Raw genomic sequence first — 17,197 nt, 5'->3', positions numbered from 1 at the left:
TCATTCCTTGCTTAATTATTTACTTAAATCAATTGTTAATGTTTGCTCGCCAGCCTCTATTTGATGCCAACGACGATACGTTTTATACCCCGGTGCCGACACCTGAATATCGTACGCGCCCGTTTTTAAAGTCATTCCTGGGCGGTACTTAGGGCCTATATTCATAATACGAACCGTGGCATTAGGTGCATTGGTGGCAATGGTCAGTTTGGTTTTTTGCTCAACCAAATATTGTCTGCGAGATTGTTGCTCGGCGCTTAAATTTGCCGTGTCGTGACGTAAAATATCAACCTGTGCCAGCGCATGGCTCATCGGGCTAAAACGCTCGTATATATGCAGTTTTTCTTCAAAGGCTAAGCCTAAAGGATGCAGTACTGGCTGGGCATGAAGAGTCCAACGAATCGCGTAGCTAAATACCGGATTACTCGACTCATCCACTTTGTCTAAAAAGTAGTTAACCGGGCTTTGCTCATCTTCGGTAAAGCTATTATGAATAAAGAGCACTGGGGCAATTAAAATCACGGCAGGCATTATCAGTTTTTGCAGTACGCTCAGCCATGTTGTTGGCTGCTTTTCTTGGGCAGGTTTAATAAGTTGCCATAATTTCAACGGCAGCTTGCTAAACGTTAAACAAATTAAAAATAACGATAACGACATTGAAATAGGCGGAATAATCACCGAACGCAACGCCTGTTTACCGTACTGCGCGTACTCACCGCCATCGGCAAATTTACCTTCAGCGCTATTAAGCATGGCTACGTACTTGTCGGTACGTTTTTCAATATTGGGATCAAGCACCTGATCTTTAAAGTTCTTTTTATTCCAGTCTGCGCGAATGTTTTTCACGTATAAGTCGCCCATACGGTCGGCGATTTTGGCTTGAATTTCTGGGTGTAGCTGAAACTCAACCCAGCTTAAGTTAGGCTGTAAGCTCATACCCCGTTTGCGCATTTCACTTTGCCATTGGTTTGTCGCTTCTTGAGTGACTTTAGTCGCAACGGCATTAGCAAATACCTGACGTTGATTCACATTCCACGTGCTATCAAGCTCAAGGCCTTTGCTTGCAAAATGAGCACGCAGCTTTTGTTGCGTGGTGTCGTGTGCACGAAACGCCATTAAGTTTTCAAGGGTAAACGGGTAACCCGTTTCTTTAGCAAACATTTTATGAAAATTAGGATGCTGTAAAAAACGTAGTTGATAATGATCAGGGTCGTCGGTGTATTTATACCGCTTATCTTTAAAACCGCCGTCGCCACCGGTCGCTAAACTTGCCGCTTGCAATGCAGTGTAAACACCGCCCGTTAGCACGCCCATTAAAATAGTGCCTGCGGCGTTTTCTGCCACCGAGACATCTTCTTCAATTAACCAATAGTCTGGCTCAATGTAACCAATACCGGCTTTTAAAATGGTGCTTCTGTAATCGGCCGCTTCACGTTCGTAACAGCGATTACGGCGGTCTTTTTCGCTGCTTTTATCGTAGCGCTCACGGCACTTCGCAATACTATTGTGGTAATCGTATATTTTCGGGCCGTACTTTTGTGCACGCGCAGAGGCTTTAGCAATATGGGCTTTTTGCGCTTGTTGATACTTATTCCACCCGCTGTTGATTTCTTGCTCAACCTGTTGCCAATAACCTTGTTCGCGCTCACCAATGCTGGCTAACGTGTGGTTATATTTTTTACTGCCCTGTGCGTAGGCTTTGTACTTAACCACCAGCTCATCGTACAACTGGCTGTAATTTTTATAATGTTTATCAAAGTCTTGATACGCCTTCTTTTGCACGAAAGAGGCAATAATTTTACGCTTATCTTGCTCAAGGTTATCAGACAGTGCCGCATCGCTATAAAGTAGGCCACCAAACAACGCCAAAAAAGTCAGGTTTTCTGAGCTATGCAACTGTTCAGGGTTATAATCAAGGTCGTTTACTTTAATTGAGTTAATTGCCAAGGCATCACGCAGCGCTGCGCTATAGGTTGCAAACTGGCGTTGCTCAGCCGTTGAGGGTTCTATTAACGTTTTTTCGATGGCGTACTTTTGCCCAAAAAACACCACCGGCCACACAAGGCAAAGTAGCGCAATAAACGAAACAACACCGCGGCCAACTTTAGCAACCATGGCTTTGGGTAAAAAGTCGGCTAATAACAGTGCGACACCAACGCCCGACACCGCACGCCCATAAATTTCGAGGTGCTCTAAATCGGCCGCAGAAGGGGTGCCTAACCCCACGAGCGACACAAGTTGCGCATTAAAAATAGCTTCGGGTAATAAATATAAAGTAGCTAAAACAAGCAGCAGACAGCGCCACCAAAACGGCTTTATTATTGTAGTCATAGTATTGTTCTTTATTGCTTTTTACGTAGTTCTAATTCAACCGCTGGGTCGGTTTCCAAGCTAAAGTCTTCATCGGCTTGGCGTGTGCCAATTTCGAGATTGGGTGCTTTAGGCGTCTGTGTAACCTGAGGAACATAGCTCACTGCTTGAGTCGATTTAAGCGTGCCTCCAACAGCTGGATAAAGCTTGTTACTTTGATACGCTTTAAGCTCGTCTAGGCGCTCTAAATCAAGATCATCGGGCATGCTTGCTATTAACTTAGCGTCGGCTTCATCGCTAAAATAAGGGGTCACGTTTGGCAGCTCAAACACCGAGCAAAAGCCATACACCGTGTCGTCAATAATCACAGAGTCGGGACGCACCGAGCGCGACTGCGCTAGTAAACTGCGCTCATGATAGTCGTGACCGTTAATTGAATAAGTCGCAATCATAATGCCACGCGCCTTGGCACTGGGCTTTAAACGAGCAGCGGTTTGCTTGTAGTGTCGAATATCAAGCACGTAGCCAAAGTTACGCTTCAGCTGTTTTGCTAATTTGTCGAGCTGCAACGGGCTGTCGTAACGCTTTTCACGGTGATAACGATTACCTAACGCTTGCAAGCTTTCGAGCTGTTCTTTGTTGCGCTCATAAATAGGGTCACTCCCTGCACCGCGTTTTAAGTCACTGGCCAGCTTGTTCATAGACGCTTTAGCTGGCGACTGAATAAACGCTAAATAAATGTCGGGGTTAATGTCACGCATACGCGTTAAATTGCGCATTTCTAAACTGCTAAAAAAGTAATTACCGCCACCAATGTATTCGTACGCCAGGTAGTCGAGCATTTTAAGATCGTTGATCGAAGCGTTTGATTTAATTTCAATATTAAGCTTTTGATGCGGTTTACGATAACGCGCAAAGCTCGACGCTAACTCACGAAAAGAGGCAGGCAAGTCATCACTCAGTAAGCCTGTATCTTGATTGCGCAGGCGTAAATACCCCCACTCTTTTTTATAACTCATCGACTCAATTTTGCGACGCTTGTTGTCGACCGTGCCCGTTTCGCGGCCGGTACGCGCATCGTGGTGTACAACCCACACATCGTCGCGGGTAATACGCACGTCAATTTCAATCACGTCAAAGTTATTATCAATGGCATCAATCACTGCATTAACTGAGTTTTCGGCGTAACGAATCGAACCTCGGTGGCTTTGCAGGTTAAATCCACTGCATTGTCGCGCCGACACATAGTTAATATTGCCAAGTTGGCTCTCAAAGAAGCCTCGGGCAAACAGTGCTTCTTGCTTGGCTTTCACTGCTTGCTTTTGTGCAACAGTGAGCGTGCTTTCGGGAGTCGCTTCTGGGGTACTTTTACAGGCCGTTAAGCCAACACAAATAAGTAAAATGCCGACCAGCAGCAAAGGTTTAGTAAACGAAGTTTGCATCATTGCATTTACAGCCAAAAGGCTTTCCTTTTTTATTAGAGCTCATAAAGAAGTGTGTAAAGCTGAATAATATATGAATAGAGGTCCCGATTTAAAGTAATAACTTTAATTAATCCAAATATTTTAATTTAAGATACAAGCTGTTAGATTAAATTTAATAACTATCGCAGTTTTGATAACAACACTGAGCAGCCTAATAGGAAGCGCCTCGTGGGAATGAAACATGATCGACTTTCGTAAAAAAATTACCCCTGCGCGCGAAATGCGCTCAACCAACACGTTACACACTGCCCTTGAAAGTGATCGGGGGCGCATTATTAACAGTGCCGCCATTCGTCGTTTACAACAAAAAACCCAAGTTTTCCCACTCGAACGCAATGCAGCGGTGCGCTCGCGGCTAACCCACTCTCTTGAAGTACAACAAGTGGGGCGCTTTATAGTGCAAACAATTTTTAATAAGTTAAGCGACGCCCAACAAAAAGAGTATGGCCTTGCAGGCCTAGAAAGGCCCTTAGAGAGCCTTGTTGAAATGGCGTGTTTGATGCACGACATTGGCAACCCGCCATTTGGTCACTTTGGCGAAGCCGCCATAAACCAATGGTTTGAAAAACACCTAGAGTCGCTCACGCCAGAGCGCTGCAAAGCCAGTGGCATACATGTTATTTTTAAGCACCTTGCACAAGACATCAAAAATTTTGAAGGCAATGCGCAAGGTATTCGCATTATTCATTCTTTGCTTTCACTCAACCTAACATACAGCCAAAGCGCCGGCATATTAAAGTACACCCGCCCTGCCAGCATGGCTAAAAAAGACATCCCACAAGACAAAAATTACTTAATGAAAAAAGTGGGTTATTACTTTAGCGAAAAACCCTTTATTGAGGCACTGCAAACCGAGCTTGATATAGAGCAATATTGCCGCCATCCCGCAAGTTACATAATGGAAGCAGCCGACGACATTTCGTATTGCCTTGCCGACATAGAAGACGCTGTAGAAAAAGGCATTATAAACGTTGAACTACTGTGCGAAAAATTAAAAGAGCAATACACGCGCACCTTAACAAACCTCACGCTTAACGACACCAAGCACAGTGACTTTGCCGAAAAAGCCATTGATTACGCACTGAGTAAAGCCGCCGAGCAGCCCTATAACTATAATAGCGAGTTTTTTATTTACCTACGCGTGACCTTGCTACACCCGTTGGTAAATTATGCCGCAGAGCGTTTTGTTGGCAATATTGAAGCCATTTACCACGGCGACTTTAACCAAGCCTTACTGGAAGATCGCAGTCACTTACATGCAGTCACACTCACGTTAAAACAAGTGGCCATTAAACATGTATTTTGCCACAAAGAAGTAGAGCGCCTAGAACTGCAAGGTTATCGGATCATTAGCGGTTTGCTCGATTGCTACAAACCGTTACTCGCCCTTGACCACGACGCCTTTAAACGGGTTTTAAAAGGCGACCCTCAGTATTTAATTGAAACACGGCTCGTTAAAAAGCTCTCAAATAAACACATAAACAGCTACCAAAAAGCCATTGATGCCTTAAAAGCAGAGCCCGATCACTTTGCAGCCTATGAGTTTTATTACCGTTGCAGACTTGTTCAAGATTACATTAGCGGTATGACCGACCAATTTGCTTACGACGAGTACCGCGCTTTAATGGTTATTGATTGATTCATTTAGCTATTTATTTTAATTTGTTAACAAAATGTGGATAAAAAACCCATCAAGGCTTAGAATTAAGTCATTGTTTGGGTCACCAGATTAACCTTACTGGTCAGGAAACTATGCCAATTATAAAAACAACACTTTTACTGATACTTGCTAGTGTAAGTTTCACCAGCGAAGCGCAGTATAATGAGGCCATGTGCATTTTGTTAAAACAACAAATGCATGAATTTCGTAATAATACGAGTAATCGCAATTATCGCTCTGCAGCTCGTAACTATGAAAAGAACTGTAAAAATCCGACGCCTGTCCACAATGTCGAAGCATTTGAAAAGTTAACCGCGCAATCGGCAGAATCAACCCCCATAACCCCCAACAAATCAGTAAGCCCAACAGAGCACTCGGCTGCCATTCAAGGTATTGCTGACGATACTCCAGCACCTGAGCCACAAAACCTCGACGTAACGCAATTAGAGCAAGCAACTCAAGATACGCCGCCTACATCAGAGCCAGAACTCATTTCTGATGCAGCCGCCATTGAACCTGTTGCCAATGCATCAGCGCTCGAAACAACAGAGCCAGTGCAGAGCGTACCGCAGCCGCAAAACGAGACTAACGAAGCGCTAACAGCGGCGCAGACAGCAACGCCGCAAGTAACAGCATCACAAACAACAGCGCCGCAGACAAATAATTTAACTGATAACCTTGAAAGCGAGCCCGCATCTGATACACCCCCTGTGTCAGCAACAGAGGCAGAAAAACCAGTCGATGCCGCGCCAATACCTGCAGAGCCTGCACCAACACCACAACCAGCCCCGGTGCAAAGCGCCGCGCCTAGTTCGTCAACGTCACTGCTTATGCCCAGCTTAATCGTGCTATTAGTGCTGCTTGTGGCGGGTTTGTTTATTGTACGATTACGCAAAAGTAAACAACAAGACACACATCCTGAACTTGAACACAGCTTACTAGAAGCGCAAGCACTAAAAGCCGCCGCAAACGCAAATAAAGAAGCCGAAGAACTTAAATCGGCCACCACCGCGATACTTGCAGAGCAAAGCACAGAACAAGCCCCCGACATAGAGAGTGAATTAGAGCAAAATCGTTCGTTTACAGCCACAGACAACGAAGACAGCAACGATGAGCTTTCGGAACTTGCCCGCTTTAGTGCTGAACGCGACTTTCACGAGCAACACACTGATTTTGCCGATGCGGATCAGTTTAATGAGCTCGAACTCGACAACGACGAGGCTGAGCCCAAAGATGAAACTGAGCCCAAAGATACTGAGCCCAAAATTATAGCCGAGCCCACACAAGCTGAAACCTTGTTAAGCAGTTCATCATTCGGCTTCGACGAGTACGCAAAGCAAGAGCTGCTTACAGACGACGAGCCATTAGCCAATGAGCTTATAAGTGATGACCTTGAAAGTAACAGTTTTGAAAGTAGCGATTTTGAAAGCGATGCTCTTGAAAGAGACAACCTTGAAAGCAGTGTTCTTGAAGGTAACGAGCTTTCAAATAACGAGCTCGAACAAGCGCCTGCTTTTACTACCAGTTCATCATTCGGCTTCGACGAGTACGCAAAGCAAGAGCCACTTACAGACGACGAGCCATTGACCAATGAGCTTATAAATGACGACCTTGAAAGTAACGTTCTTGAAAACGATAGTTTTGAAAGCAGTGCTCTTGAAAGTAACGATCTTGAAAGTAACGAGCTTGAAAATGACGAGCTCGAACAAGCGCCTGCTTTTACTAGCAGTTCATCATTCGGCTTCGACGAGTACGCAAAGCAAGAGCCGCTTTCAGACGACGAGCCTGTAAAAGATGACGTACCAGAGTACGACTTATCATCGTTAATGGGTGACGATTTATCATTTGCCGATCAATTTAGCGACCAGCCATCGCTAGTTACAGAACCTAAGCCATCAAACACCGACGACGATATTAGCGACGACGATCTGGCAAAAGCGTTACAAGCACTTGAGCAAGAACTGTACGAAGAGCCTAAGCACACTCAGGTTGAATATACAGAGCAAAACGATGATGCAACACTAACCGAAACCGAGCAAGAGCCAGCACAGCAAGATGATAACGACGAGCATACCGACAGTAAGCCACACAATCCGTTTGCTAACTTGTCGCTAGACCCTGCGTGGGATCCAAACTCATCAGAAAAACCCTCGTTAGAGAGCAAAGCTAAACAGCCGAAATCTCAAGCCTTAATCGACGCCGAAGAACGCGCCAAACAACTCAAAACCGACGACTAGCGACTAAGGTTTTTTAAATAAAGATTTTTTAATCAATAAAGATTTTAAAAAAAGGGAAAGCACCGTGCTTTCCCTTTTTATTTCAGTGTGGTGCGCGGGCGCATTAACCAATGAAAAACAAATATCAACGAAAAGAAAACAGCCACGGCCAGCACACACAAAAGAATAATGTTTTTTGGCAAAAACGAGTCACTCTTGTAGGTGTGGCGCTTTATTTCACGCTCTGCACTTAACTTTGTTCTTTCGGCTTTACTGGGTAATTTAAACTCATGAAATGAGTCGTTAGATGTTACTTCTGAACGCACCGTTTGGGTGCTCTTTTGCTGCCATAGCATATCAAACTGCTGAAACTGCACTTGCTTATTCTCAATACACCACTCTAAATATTGCACTGACAATGGCTTATTAAGGCAACGAGACGGGATCACATAAAAACGGTCCCATGCGGCCTGCTTGCTAATATATGCTTGTTCTGACAAGGGTTTAGCTAACGAATTTTCAAGGTAAGCAATATCATGGTTATAAAATGCGAACTTGCGCTCAGCTATTTGCGCTTCGGTTAAACAATTCGATGCAATGCGATCAGATAAGTTTTGAATGCGCTGTTTGTAATCATCAACTTCGTCGAGCAGGTGAGTTTTACGCAGTGCCGATTGCAGTTCACTGCGTTCAGCTTCCATAGCGTGGCATTCAACTGAAGGTGCTGTTGTTTGCGCCCATGACACACACGGCGACAATAACAGAGAGAATAAAATCCGTTTAATCATTAATTTACGTCACTGTAAAATAGAGAGGAACAGAGTACCATTTTTAGCTAAAAATTCAATACGGTTGCGTTAAATCTCCGCGCTTCTTTATCCGCTCTTCTTTAAATAATGGCTAAGGTGAATACGCTCCTCGTATTCATTATTTACCTACTGGGCGCTGCCACTATTAAATCATTCTTGCTACAACAGACTGTACTACCTATTCATTTAATTAAGTGAGCAATCTTGGGGCAATAAAATCCCGTTGATAACACGGCAAACATGTCGTTATTGAGTTGTTCTCGGCAATTGCTCCTGCATTGCGCTACCTCCTGCATCCATGTAGTCATAAACCAGACATTTTAAGCACCGCTAGCGACAGGTTTAATCCCTCAAAATAATTAAGTATTCTTGAATTAATATAATGCCGCTTAGTTATTAAAGTGACTGCTGATGCTTATAAAATTGCTCGTCGTCAAGCTCAAATTGGCGCATTAACCAGTCTTTAAAAACCTGCACCTTGTGCCATGTAAAATGCTCTGCTGGCCCCGCTAAATAGTATTTAAATTGGCATGGGTATTCAAAGTCGGGGTAAATTTCAAGCTGCCCAAGTTGTAATTGCGTTTCTATTAGGCGTCGGCGAACGATAGCAATACCTTGCCCTGCAAGGGTTGCTTGTATAACCAATGCCGCATTGTCTATTTCGAGCGAAGGTAACGCATCGGCGTTCATGCCTAATTGCTCTGCAAACGTTAACCAACCTCGTTCGGCATCGGGGCAAATATCTTTTATTAGTTTTTGCGCCATTACTTGCGGCTTAAGCGTTTTAGTTACATCAATTAAACCCGGTTTGTAAGCTAAAAATAAGCTGTCGTCGGTTAAAAGCTCACTTTGTAAGTCTGGGTAATTACCAAGACCAAAGCGGATACCTAAATCAACTTGCCCCGTTGAAAAGTCGGCCAATTGATCGCTAGGCTCAATACGTACTTTTATGTTTGGGTATTGGTGTTGAAAATCGCTGATACGCCCCAGTAACCAGCCACTAGCAAACGAAGGCAGCACCGATAAATTTAACGTATTTGGGTGACTGTCTTGGCTTAATGACTGCACACCCGTATGCAAATGATCAAACCCCTTGAGTACATGAGGCAATAATTGCTCGCCCTGACGCGTTAGTTCAACGTAACGCGTATGACGGGTAAATAAAGCACAACCCAGTTGCTGTTCGAGTAGCCGAATTTGTTGGCTCACAGCAGCTTGGCTTACAAATAACTGCTCAGCGGCCAGCTTAAAGCTGCCAAGCTTTGCAGCATGCTTAAAATACCAAAGGCTCTTTAAAGGAGGAAGTTTCATATGCGCTTATGGTTAATAAAAACTTAAGCATAGGCAATTTTTAATCGTTTGTCAGCATTGTTCTCTCACGTAATACTCATACAGCCAACCGCCATCAATTAAGGATAACTGTTATGAAATACTGCATCATTTTACTCTTTATTTGCCTATCGAGTGCAAGCTATGCAAACCAACCCGCTGTAACTCAGCTTGATACCGACGAAGGCTACCCCTATAAAAACTTAATTCAAAAAGTAGAACGCGTTGAAATTCGCTACGTTGAAAACCAATACACCGTAACGTGCCGCGTGAATGTGCAAACACTGCAAAATCAATACAATGGCAAAGAGCACACCGTGTCTGCAAAATTATTTGCCAAACGCCCCATGGCCGCTTGCCTCACACGTGACAAAGCCAAACAAATTTTAACCATGCTTTAACCTGTTTCAACCTTGTAAAACTAGGCTACGAATAGCAGTACTTCCCCAGTAGCCTAGTTTTTTAGCGCCCAAAACTTCTAATTTCTAACGTCTAATTTCTAACGTCTAACTTCTAGTTTATAACTTCTTCTACTTTCTCAACTTCAACCGGCTCTGCCAACGCATTCTCATAAAACGCGAACACCGCTTTGGTATAAGGCTGAGCATAATGCGCATCAAGCGCAGCTTGCGATACAAACTGCTCCACCAAAAACAAACAGCGCTGCTCCTTACTTGCAAACAACTCGAATCGGTTGCATCCAGGCTCTGCGCGAGTGGCAGCTAAAATGCACTGTAAACGCCCTTTACACTCTTCGAATAACGCCGCTTTAGGGGTGATTTTTGCAACTATATTTATCATACTGATTCCTTACTAAATAACTTTAAAACCCATGTTCTAATAGGCGGTGCCACCGTAAATGCCACCACAAACGCAGCCGGCCACGCATTAGCAAAGGCCTTCATCCAACTTGCTATAAACGTATCGCTTAGGCCTAAATTCACGTATGTAACCCATGCCGATAATAAAAACGACATTAAGAACGAAAACGCCGCAGTAAAAATAAAATGAATTTTCATATGTCCTCCTTGGCGTTACTATATTTGTACAGGGCAAGTGACAACAGTCACGAAAATGCAAACTAAGATTGAGGGAGTCGTATGCTGGATGATCTGCATTTGTTTATTGAGATAGCGCGCCGTAAAAGCATGAGTCAAACAGCAAAAGATCTCGGCTTAAATCTTTCAACCCTTTCTAGGCGCATACAGGCATTAGAAGACAAACTTGGCGAACCATTGCTGCAACGCACCGCCAGAGGCATTGTACTCACAGCCAAAGGTGAAACCCTTTACGATGAACTCGGTCAGCAAGTGCTTGCACTTAATAGCCAATTAAAACAATTAAATGACTCGTCGGGAGCAAAAGACTTTTACCTTTTGTGCCCACAAAATATCATTGCTGGCCCACTCATGAGCGCAATAAATCAGTTTGCCTTAGCCAACCCTGCGCTTAATCTCCACATTTACCCAAGTAATGCCAATAGCCAACTAAGCCAAAAGCGTTTTGATCTAGCGATTAGAGTGGGCGAACAACAAGATTCAAGCTATTTTCAAAAACGCCTAGGGGCGATTGCCATAAAGCTGATAGTAAAGAAAGGGGCGCCAACATCACGCCTAGTGCTGCCCTATTCAGAGTCGCAGCTGCCTAGCGGATTATTAACCGCTTTAAAAAATGAATTTGAACAAATAAGCTTTTGTTTTGATATTACAATCGCCAGAAAAATGATCGAAGCAGGCTACGGTGTAGGCATACTGCCCATGAGTGAAATTAGCTGCATAAAAGACACCCGCAACTTTAGTTATATAGAAACGCCCCACAGCATTCCAGCAAGGCCAATTTACGCCCTGTGGGCTCACTCGCGCACACCCTCTGCGAATGCGCAGTTATTAATAGCGCAACTACAAACCAGTATTGCGGGTTCACCAAGCTTACAGGGGGAAATATTAGCGCTTTAATACTTGCTGCTTATGTTGTGAGGGAGCCTGTCGCAGCGATTTAACATCGCGTATTCGCTCTAGGCTTGGCTCTTTAAGATAGCTAATCTAAGATCGACTCTCTAAGCTCGCACATCGCACATCGCACATCGCACCTTGGCGCTATTCCGCTCTTGTAGGCATGAAATTTATTTCGCGCGTTTTTCAATCGCCACAATATCCAAATACACCGCCATACCTAAAAGCCACCACCCGTAGGAGCCGTTTTAACGGCGAATCTGTCGCAGCGATTTATAGTGCGTATTCGCTCTAGGCTTGGCTCTTTAATATTGAATATCTAAGCTCGCACATCGCATCTCGCATCTCGCATCTCGCATCTCAAATCTCGCACCTCGGCGCTATTCCGCTCTTGTAGGCGTGAAATTTATTTCGCGCGTTTTTCAATCGCCACAATATCCAAATACACCGCCATACCTAAAAGCCACCACCCGTAGGAGCCGTTTTAACGGTGAATCTTTCGCAGGGATTTTATAGCGCGTATCGCTCTAGGCTTAGCTCTTTAAACTCGACTCTCTAAGCTTGAATCTCCAAGCTCGCACATCGCACTTCACAAATCGGCGCTATTCCGCCCTTGTAGGCGTGAAATTTATTTCGCGCGTTTTCAATTGCCGCAACACACAAAAATACACCGCCATACCTAAAAGCCACCACCCGTAGGAGCCGTTTTAACGGTGAATCTTTCGCAGCGGTTTATAGTGCGTATTCGCTCTAGGCTTGGCTCTTTAATATTGAATATCTAAGCTCGCACATCGCATCTCGCATCTCGCATCTCGCATCTCGCATCTCAAATCTCGCACCTTGGCGCTATTCCGCTCTTGTAGGCGTGAAATTTATTTCGCGCGTTTTCAATTGCCGCAACACACAAAAATACACCGCCATACCTAAAAGCCACCACCCGTAGGAGCTGTTTTAACAGTGAATTTGTCGCAGCGATTTTATAGCGCGTATTAACCTCATGCTCGATGTGCATTTACAACTGAAACTCAGAAATTTTAATTTAAGCTTTTGAACTATATGCGCACCTTTGAATGACTTGATAACAAATAGCTTTTTGCATAACTTCATTTAACTGGCATTTACGCATCGATAAGATAGCTTTGGCTAACTGTTTGTGGGAAACAATTGGAAATGGTGGTCGTTGTTTTAATTCAACAAACCAACCTGGAAAGCACAAAATTGGTGTTACTTGTGTTTGAAACCCCGTAGCCTCATTTAACCACTTATAGACCCATTGTGATTGTATTTCCGCTTGCTCAATCGGCTTACTCTCATTCCATGAAGGGAAGGCTAATAAATTGTTTTCAAATCGCACTTTATAATTGATGTCATCTTTTATGCGCTTATGCCGACCTTTTGTCTCAATTGCAAAAACACCATTCGAACCAATAACAAGATGATCAATATTAAACCCATCGGCTTGAATGTCATGAAATATTTGGTAGCCATGTGATTGAAGCTCAATTAACTCAGCTGCAACGGCTAATTCAGCATCACGCCCAAGCTTCAATTTTATAAGTTTATCTGACTCAAGCCATAACTTTCTTGCCGTATAGATTAAGCCGATAGCTATAAAGATGATAAAAAAGTAGTTTAATTGACCACTAGCAAACATTTCGGCAATCCCTTTAAGTGCAAAAGGCATTGTGATAATAAATACTGCTAAAAATATGTAACCTACAACGTCAAATATTTTGTCATTAACTTGGTCATTCAATGTCTGTGCTGCTAAACGCAAAAGCTTTTTACGCTCAATAGGTAACTTTGCATTTTTTTGATGTATCCATAACTTAAAGAATATAACACCTAGTATTGAGTATGCCCCAATGATGACGAATAAAAGACTTAGTCCTTGATTTAAGAAATTTTCCATTAGCATTACCTGTTTTGAAAACAGCTTATTTATACATTAATTATTTAATTCTGTCGCGTTGGCGACGGCAACCAAAGAGAAGTAACCGCCGACTTCTCTTTGGAATCTCTCGGCGCCCCGAGGTTCACACTGTTTCCTCAATTTGAATTAATTAAATGAACGTAACCAGCGTAGATAGGCCATCCATGGCCAAGCTACGCTTTCTACAGCATCCATGCTGTTAATTACTCATAATTAATTCAATTTCGGGTGTGAACACGGGGTGTAACCGTAACTAAAGCCTTCAAATTACCAATGAGTTATTATTTGTTTTCATTATCTATTTTAGTAAACTGACTGTTCGAAAACAGGGAGTCGTTATGGAACAGGTTGGTATTTACGAGCAACTGATTACGCAAGTAATCGAGCAACACCTAGATCGTGAACAGTTTTATGTCGGAGAACGCCAACTTGAATCAGCAGAAGCTGCCACTTGGCTGTCTCGATTTTTAGGTAAGTTAATTGCTCACGCGATTGATGCTATACCTAGTTCAAATAATCGCTTACAAGAGCAAATCAATCTAGCAAATAACTTAGTTTTTTGGCTTAAAGATCATATTCGAGATGATGAGCTAATAAGTGAAAACCTAGTAGATAGCCAAGGCAGAATCCTCACTGCACTATTCAATACTGAAAACCCAATTGCAGCAAACCTCAAAGACTACGCCAAAGATATATTTCCATTAACAGGGCTTACCCAAAGCGAATTATTTAGTGGCGCGAATGCGGGTATATCGCTCGAAACAGAATTAAAGCGTGAGATAAAATCGGCCGACACTATTTACTGGTTAGTTTCATTTATAAAGTGGACAGGGTTAAGAATATTTAAAAATGAACTTGAAGCCTTTACCAAAAGTGGTAACAAGCTAAAAGTTATCACCACCTCTTACATGGGGGCAACAGATGCTAAAGCGGTTGAATTTTTGGCAAGCCTACCAAACACTGAAGTAAAACTAAGCTATAACAATCAGCAAGAACGTTTACACGCAAAATCTTACTTATTTATGCGTAACACCGGTTTTCATACTGGCTATATTGGTTCGTCTAACTTATCGCATTCGGCACTCACCAGCGGCCTTGAATGGAATTTAAAAATTACAGCGCAAGAAATTCCGCATATTATCGCTAAAACCAAAAGCACCTTTGAAACCTACTGGCAATCACCAGACTTTGAACTGTTTAGTGGTAAAGTTGAATGTAAAGAAAAGCTAATAAACTCACTGAATGAACAGCGTGGTAAAGGACAAGCAAGTAACCAGTTCTATTTTGATATAACCCCTAAAACTCATCAATTAGCTATTTTAGAAAAACTAAGTGTTGAACGAAGCGTTCACAATCGCTTTAAAAACTTAGTAGTGGCAGCAACAGGCACAGGTAAAACAATCATATCTGCATTTGATTTTAAAACCGTGTACGACAAAAAACCAAATGCCAACTTTTTATTTGTTGCTCACCGAGAAGAAATCCTCACTCAAGCACAAAGCGCATATCGTGGAGTGCTAAAAAATAATGATTTTGGCGAGCTTTGGGTTGGCAACTACAAACCTCAAAGATACAACCAATTATTTGCCTCAATTCAAACCCTTAACAACCAAATCGACAACATAAAATTGAGTGCTGATTTTTATGATTATATTGTTATTGATGAAGTGCATCACGTAAGTGCTAACAGTTACCGTGGCATTCTTAATTACTTCAAGCCAAACATTTTATTAGGGTTAACGGCCACACCTGAAAGGCAAGATGGGGCAAATATATTAGAAGATTTCTGTGGTGTTATTGCCGCAGAGATCCGCTTACCAGAAGCCATAAATCAGCGCCATTTATGCCCGTTCCAATACTTTGGCCTTGATGACGATACAGATTTAAGCACGGTAACGTGGCGAGGCGGTCGTTACGATATTAGTGAGCTTAGTAAGCTATATACAGGCGAGAATAACCGCGCGAATAAAATCATATCGAGTCTCAACGATATCGTTACAAATATTAACGCTATTAAGGCATTAGCATTTTGTGTAAGCCAAGATCATGCTGAGTTTATGGCCAGTAAGTTTAACCTTGCAGGTATAAGTGCAGACGTACTTACCAGTAAAAATACTAGTGAACGAAAACACAAACAGCAGGCGCTTAGACGGGGTGAAATACACATACTCTGCGTCGTTGATATTTTTAACGAAGGGGTCGATATTCCAGAAGTAGATACACTGCTATTTTTGCGTCCAACCGAGAGCCTAACGCTATTTTTACAGCAGTTAGGTCGTGGTCTACGTTTACCCGACAACAGTCAAAAGCAATGTTGTACTGTACTCGACTTTGTTGGTAACGCTCGCCCCGAATATGACTTTGCCAATAAGTTTCGCGCACTCATTGGAAAAAGTAACCAGCCAATAAAAACCGAAATAGAAAATAATTTTCCGCACTTGCCGCTGGGCTGTCGTATAGAGCTACAAGAACGCACGCAAAAAACTATTCTACGTAATATACAACAAGCAACAAACAGCAAACGCCGTTTGCAACAGCTTATAAACAGTTATTCTCATCATACAAGCGACGAGCTAACGCTAAGTAACTTTTTACGTATAAACCCACAAGTCACACTAGAAGATATTTATAAACCGAAAGATACAAGGCATGGCGGTTGGCATTGGTTAAAAGACGAAGATATTCCAGCAGATCAAGTTGATATATATAGTGCCTATTACAGAGCTATAAATACGCAATTACTTAGCTGTGATTCATTGAGCTATTTGTGCTTTTTACGCGATTTATGTAACAGCGACTTCAGCATTGAGGTAACACCTAAAAATCAACAGTATGCACTCATGGCACATTACAATTTTTGGGATAACACTGGCACAAGTCTAGGGTTTAAATCCCTTAAGCAAAGCTTACAAGCACTAAAAGACCCGTTATTACAACAAGAGTTATCAGAAGTGATTGCGCTTTTAATAAATCGTATTCATCAACAAGAAAGTGGCTTAGCGTGCCTACCAAACCATGCAATAAAATTGCACAGCCGCTACACTCGCCAACAAATATTAGCGGCGTTCGGCGCGCATACGTTTGATAAAAAATCGACCGCTCGCGAAGGTGTATTAGAGTTCAAAGAACAAAATTTAGAGCTACTATTCGTCACGCTCAATAAGTGCGAAAAAACCTACTCACCAACAACGCTGTATCACGACTATGCAATCAGCCCAACCTTGTTTCATTGGCAAACGCAAAACAGCGCCCGACCAGAACACGGCCGCGGCCTAAGCTACATTCAGCACCAACAAACAGGCAAAACCATCTTGCTGTTTGTGCGTGAACAAAGCAAAGATGAAAACGGCCGAACCATGGGATTTGTAAACTATGGCGAGGTTAAATATCAAAGCCACAGCGGCAGCCAGCCAATGAATATAACATGGGAATTAGTAAGCCCCATGCCAAACGAAATGTGGCATGAGGCAGGAAAATTGGCTGTTGGGTGATTTTAACAAAAAA

12 protein-coding genes are annotated in these 17,197 nt (G+C 42.9%); 5 read left to right on the top strand and 7 right to left on the bottom strand.

Annotated features, from left to right (window positions below):
- Positions 1–15: 15 nt before the first annotated feature.
- Complete coding sequence (locus H3302_RS17260; protein WP_182396685.1) at positions 16–2,331, bottom strand: carboxypeptidase-like regulatory domain-containing protein; 2,316 nt, start codon at positions 2,329–2,331, stop codon at positions 16–18.
- Between the two features lie 11 nt (positions 2,332–2,342).
- Entirely contained in the window at positions 2,343–3,770 is a 1,428-nt protein-coding gene (locus tag H3302_RS17255; protein ID WP_230236217.1) for a glycerophosphodiester phosphodiesterase family protein, read from the bottom strand.
- 205 nt (positions 3,771–3,975) lie between these two features.
- Here H3302_RS17255 and dgt point away from each other — a divergent pair, with 205 nt between their 5' ends.
- Both dgt and H3302_RS17245 read left to right on the top strand, forming a co-directional pair.
- Entirely contained in the window at positions 3,976–5,433 is a 1,458-nt protein-coding gene (dgt, locus tag H3302_RS17250; protein ID WP_065979264.1) for a dGTPase, read from the top strand.
- Positions 5,434–5,546: 113 nt separating this feature from the next.
- Positions 5,547–7,691, top strand: coding sequence for a hypothetical protein (locus tag H3302_RS17245; protein WP_182396777.1), 2,145 nt, complete (start codon positions 5,547–5,549; stop codon positions 7,689–7,691).
- A 77-nt stretch (positions 7,692–7,768) separates the two neighbouring features.
- Here the strand turns inward: H3302_RS17245 and H3302_RS17240 are convergent, their stop codons facing one another.
- Both H3302_RS17240 and H3302_RS17235 read right to left on the bottom strand, forming a co-directional pair.
- Positions 7,769–8,458 (bottom strand): hypothetical protein, encoded by a 690-nt coding sequence (locus H3302_RS17240; protein ID WP_182396684.1) that lies wholly within the window; start codon positions 8,456–8,458, stop codon positions 7,769–7,771.
- Between the two features lie 417 nt (positions 8,459–8,875).
- A complete protein-coding gene (locus H3302_RS17235; RefSeq protein ID WP_074988479.1) occupies positions 8,876–9,790 on the bottom strand; it encodes a LysR substrate-binding domain-containing protein in 915 nt (304 codons plus the stop codon).
- Positions 9,791–9,903: 113 nt separating this feature from the next.
- Between H3302_RS17235 and H3302_RS17230 the strand changes: the two genes are divergently transcribed.
- Positions 9,904–10,209 carry a hypothetical protein gene (locus H3302_RS17230; protein WP_182396683.1) on the top strand — a complete coding sequence of 102 codons (306 nt, stop codon included), beginning with the start codon at positions 9,904–9,906 and terminating at the stop codon, positions 10,207–10,209.
- A 112-nt stretch (positions 10,210–10,321) separates the two neighbouring features.
- Here the strand turns inward: H3302_RS17230 and H3302_RS17225 are convergent, their stop codons facing one another.
- Entirely contained in the window at positions 10,322–10,609 is a 288-nt protein-coding gene (locus H3302_RS17225) for a putative quinol monooxygenase (RefSeq protein ID WP_036972494.1), read from the bottom strand.
- Positions 10,606–10,827 carry a DUF2798 domain-containing protein gene (locus tag H3302_RS17220; protein WP_065979259.1) on the bottom strand — a complete coding sequence of 74 codons (222 nt, stop codon included), beginning with the start codon at positions 10,825–10,827 and terminating at the stop codon, positions 10,606–10,608. The genes H3302_RS17225 and H3302_RS17220 overlap by 4 nt, the downstream gene beginning before the upstream one ends.
- An 81-nt stretch (positions 10,828–10,908) precedes the next feature.
- On the opposite strand from H3302_RS17220, the gene H3302_RS17215 reads away from it, so the two are divergent.
- Positions 10,909–11,763 (top strand): LysR family transcriptional regulator, encoded by an 855-nt coding sequence (locus H3302_RS17215; protein WP_182396682.1) that lies wholly within the window; start codon positions 10,909–10,911, stop codon positions 11,761–11,763.
- Between the two features lie 1,036 nt (positions 11,764–12,799).
- Here the strand turns inward: H3302_RS17215 and H3302_RS17210 are convergent.
- Positions 12,800–13,672: a nuclease-related domain-containing protein gene (locus H3302_RS17210; RefSeq protein ID WP_036972500.1), complete on the bottom strand. Its 873-nt coding sequence runs from the start codon at positions 13,670–13,672 to the stop codon at positions 12,800–12,802.
- Between the two features lie 359 nt (positions 13,673–14,031).
- On the opposite strand from H3302_RS17210, the gene H3302_RS17205 reads away from it, so the two are divergent.
- Positions 14,032–17,184: a DUF3427 domain-containing protein gene (locus H3302_RS17205; RefSeq protein ID WP_182396681.1), complete on the top strand. Its 3,153-nt coding sequence runs from the start codon at positions 14,032–14,034 to the stop codon at positions 17,182–17,184.
- Positions 17,185–17,197: the final 13 nt, after the last annotated feature.

This window comes from Pseudoalteromonas sp. MT33b (assembly GCF_014117385.1).
GTDB lineage: Bacteria > Pseudomonadota > Gammaproteobacteria > Enterobacterales > Alteromonadaceae > Pseudoalteromonas > Pseudoalteromonas lipolytica.
This window is presented reverse-complemented; position numbering and strand designations above follow the sequence as displayed.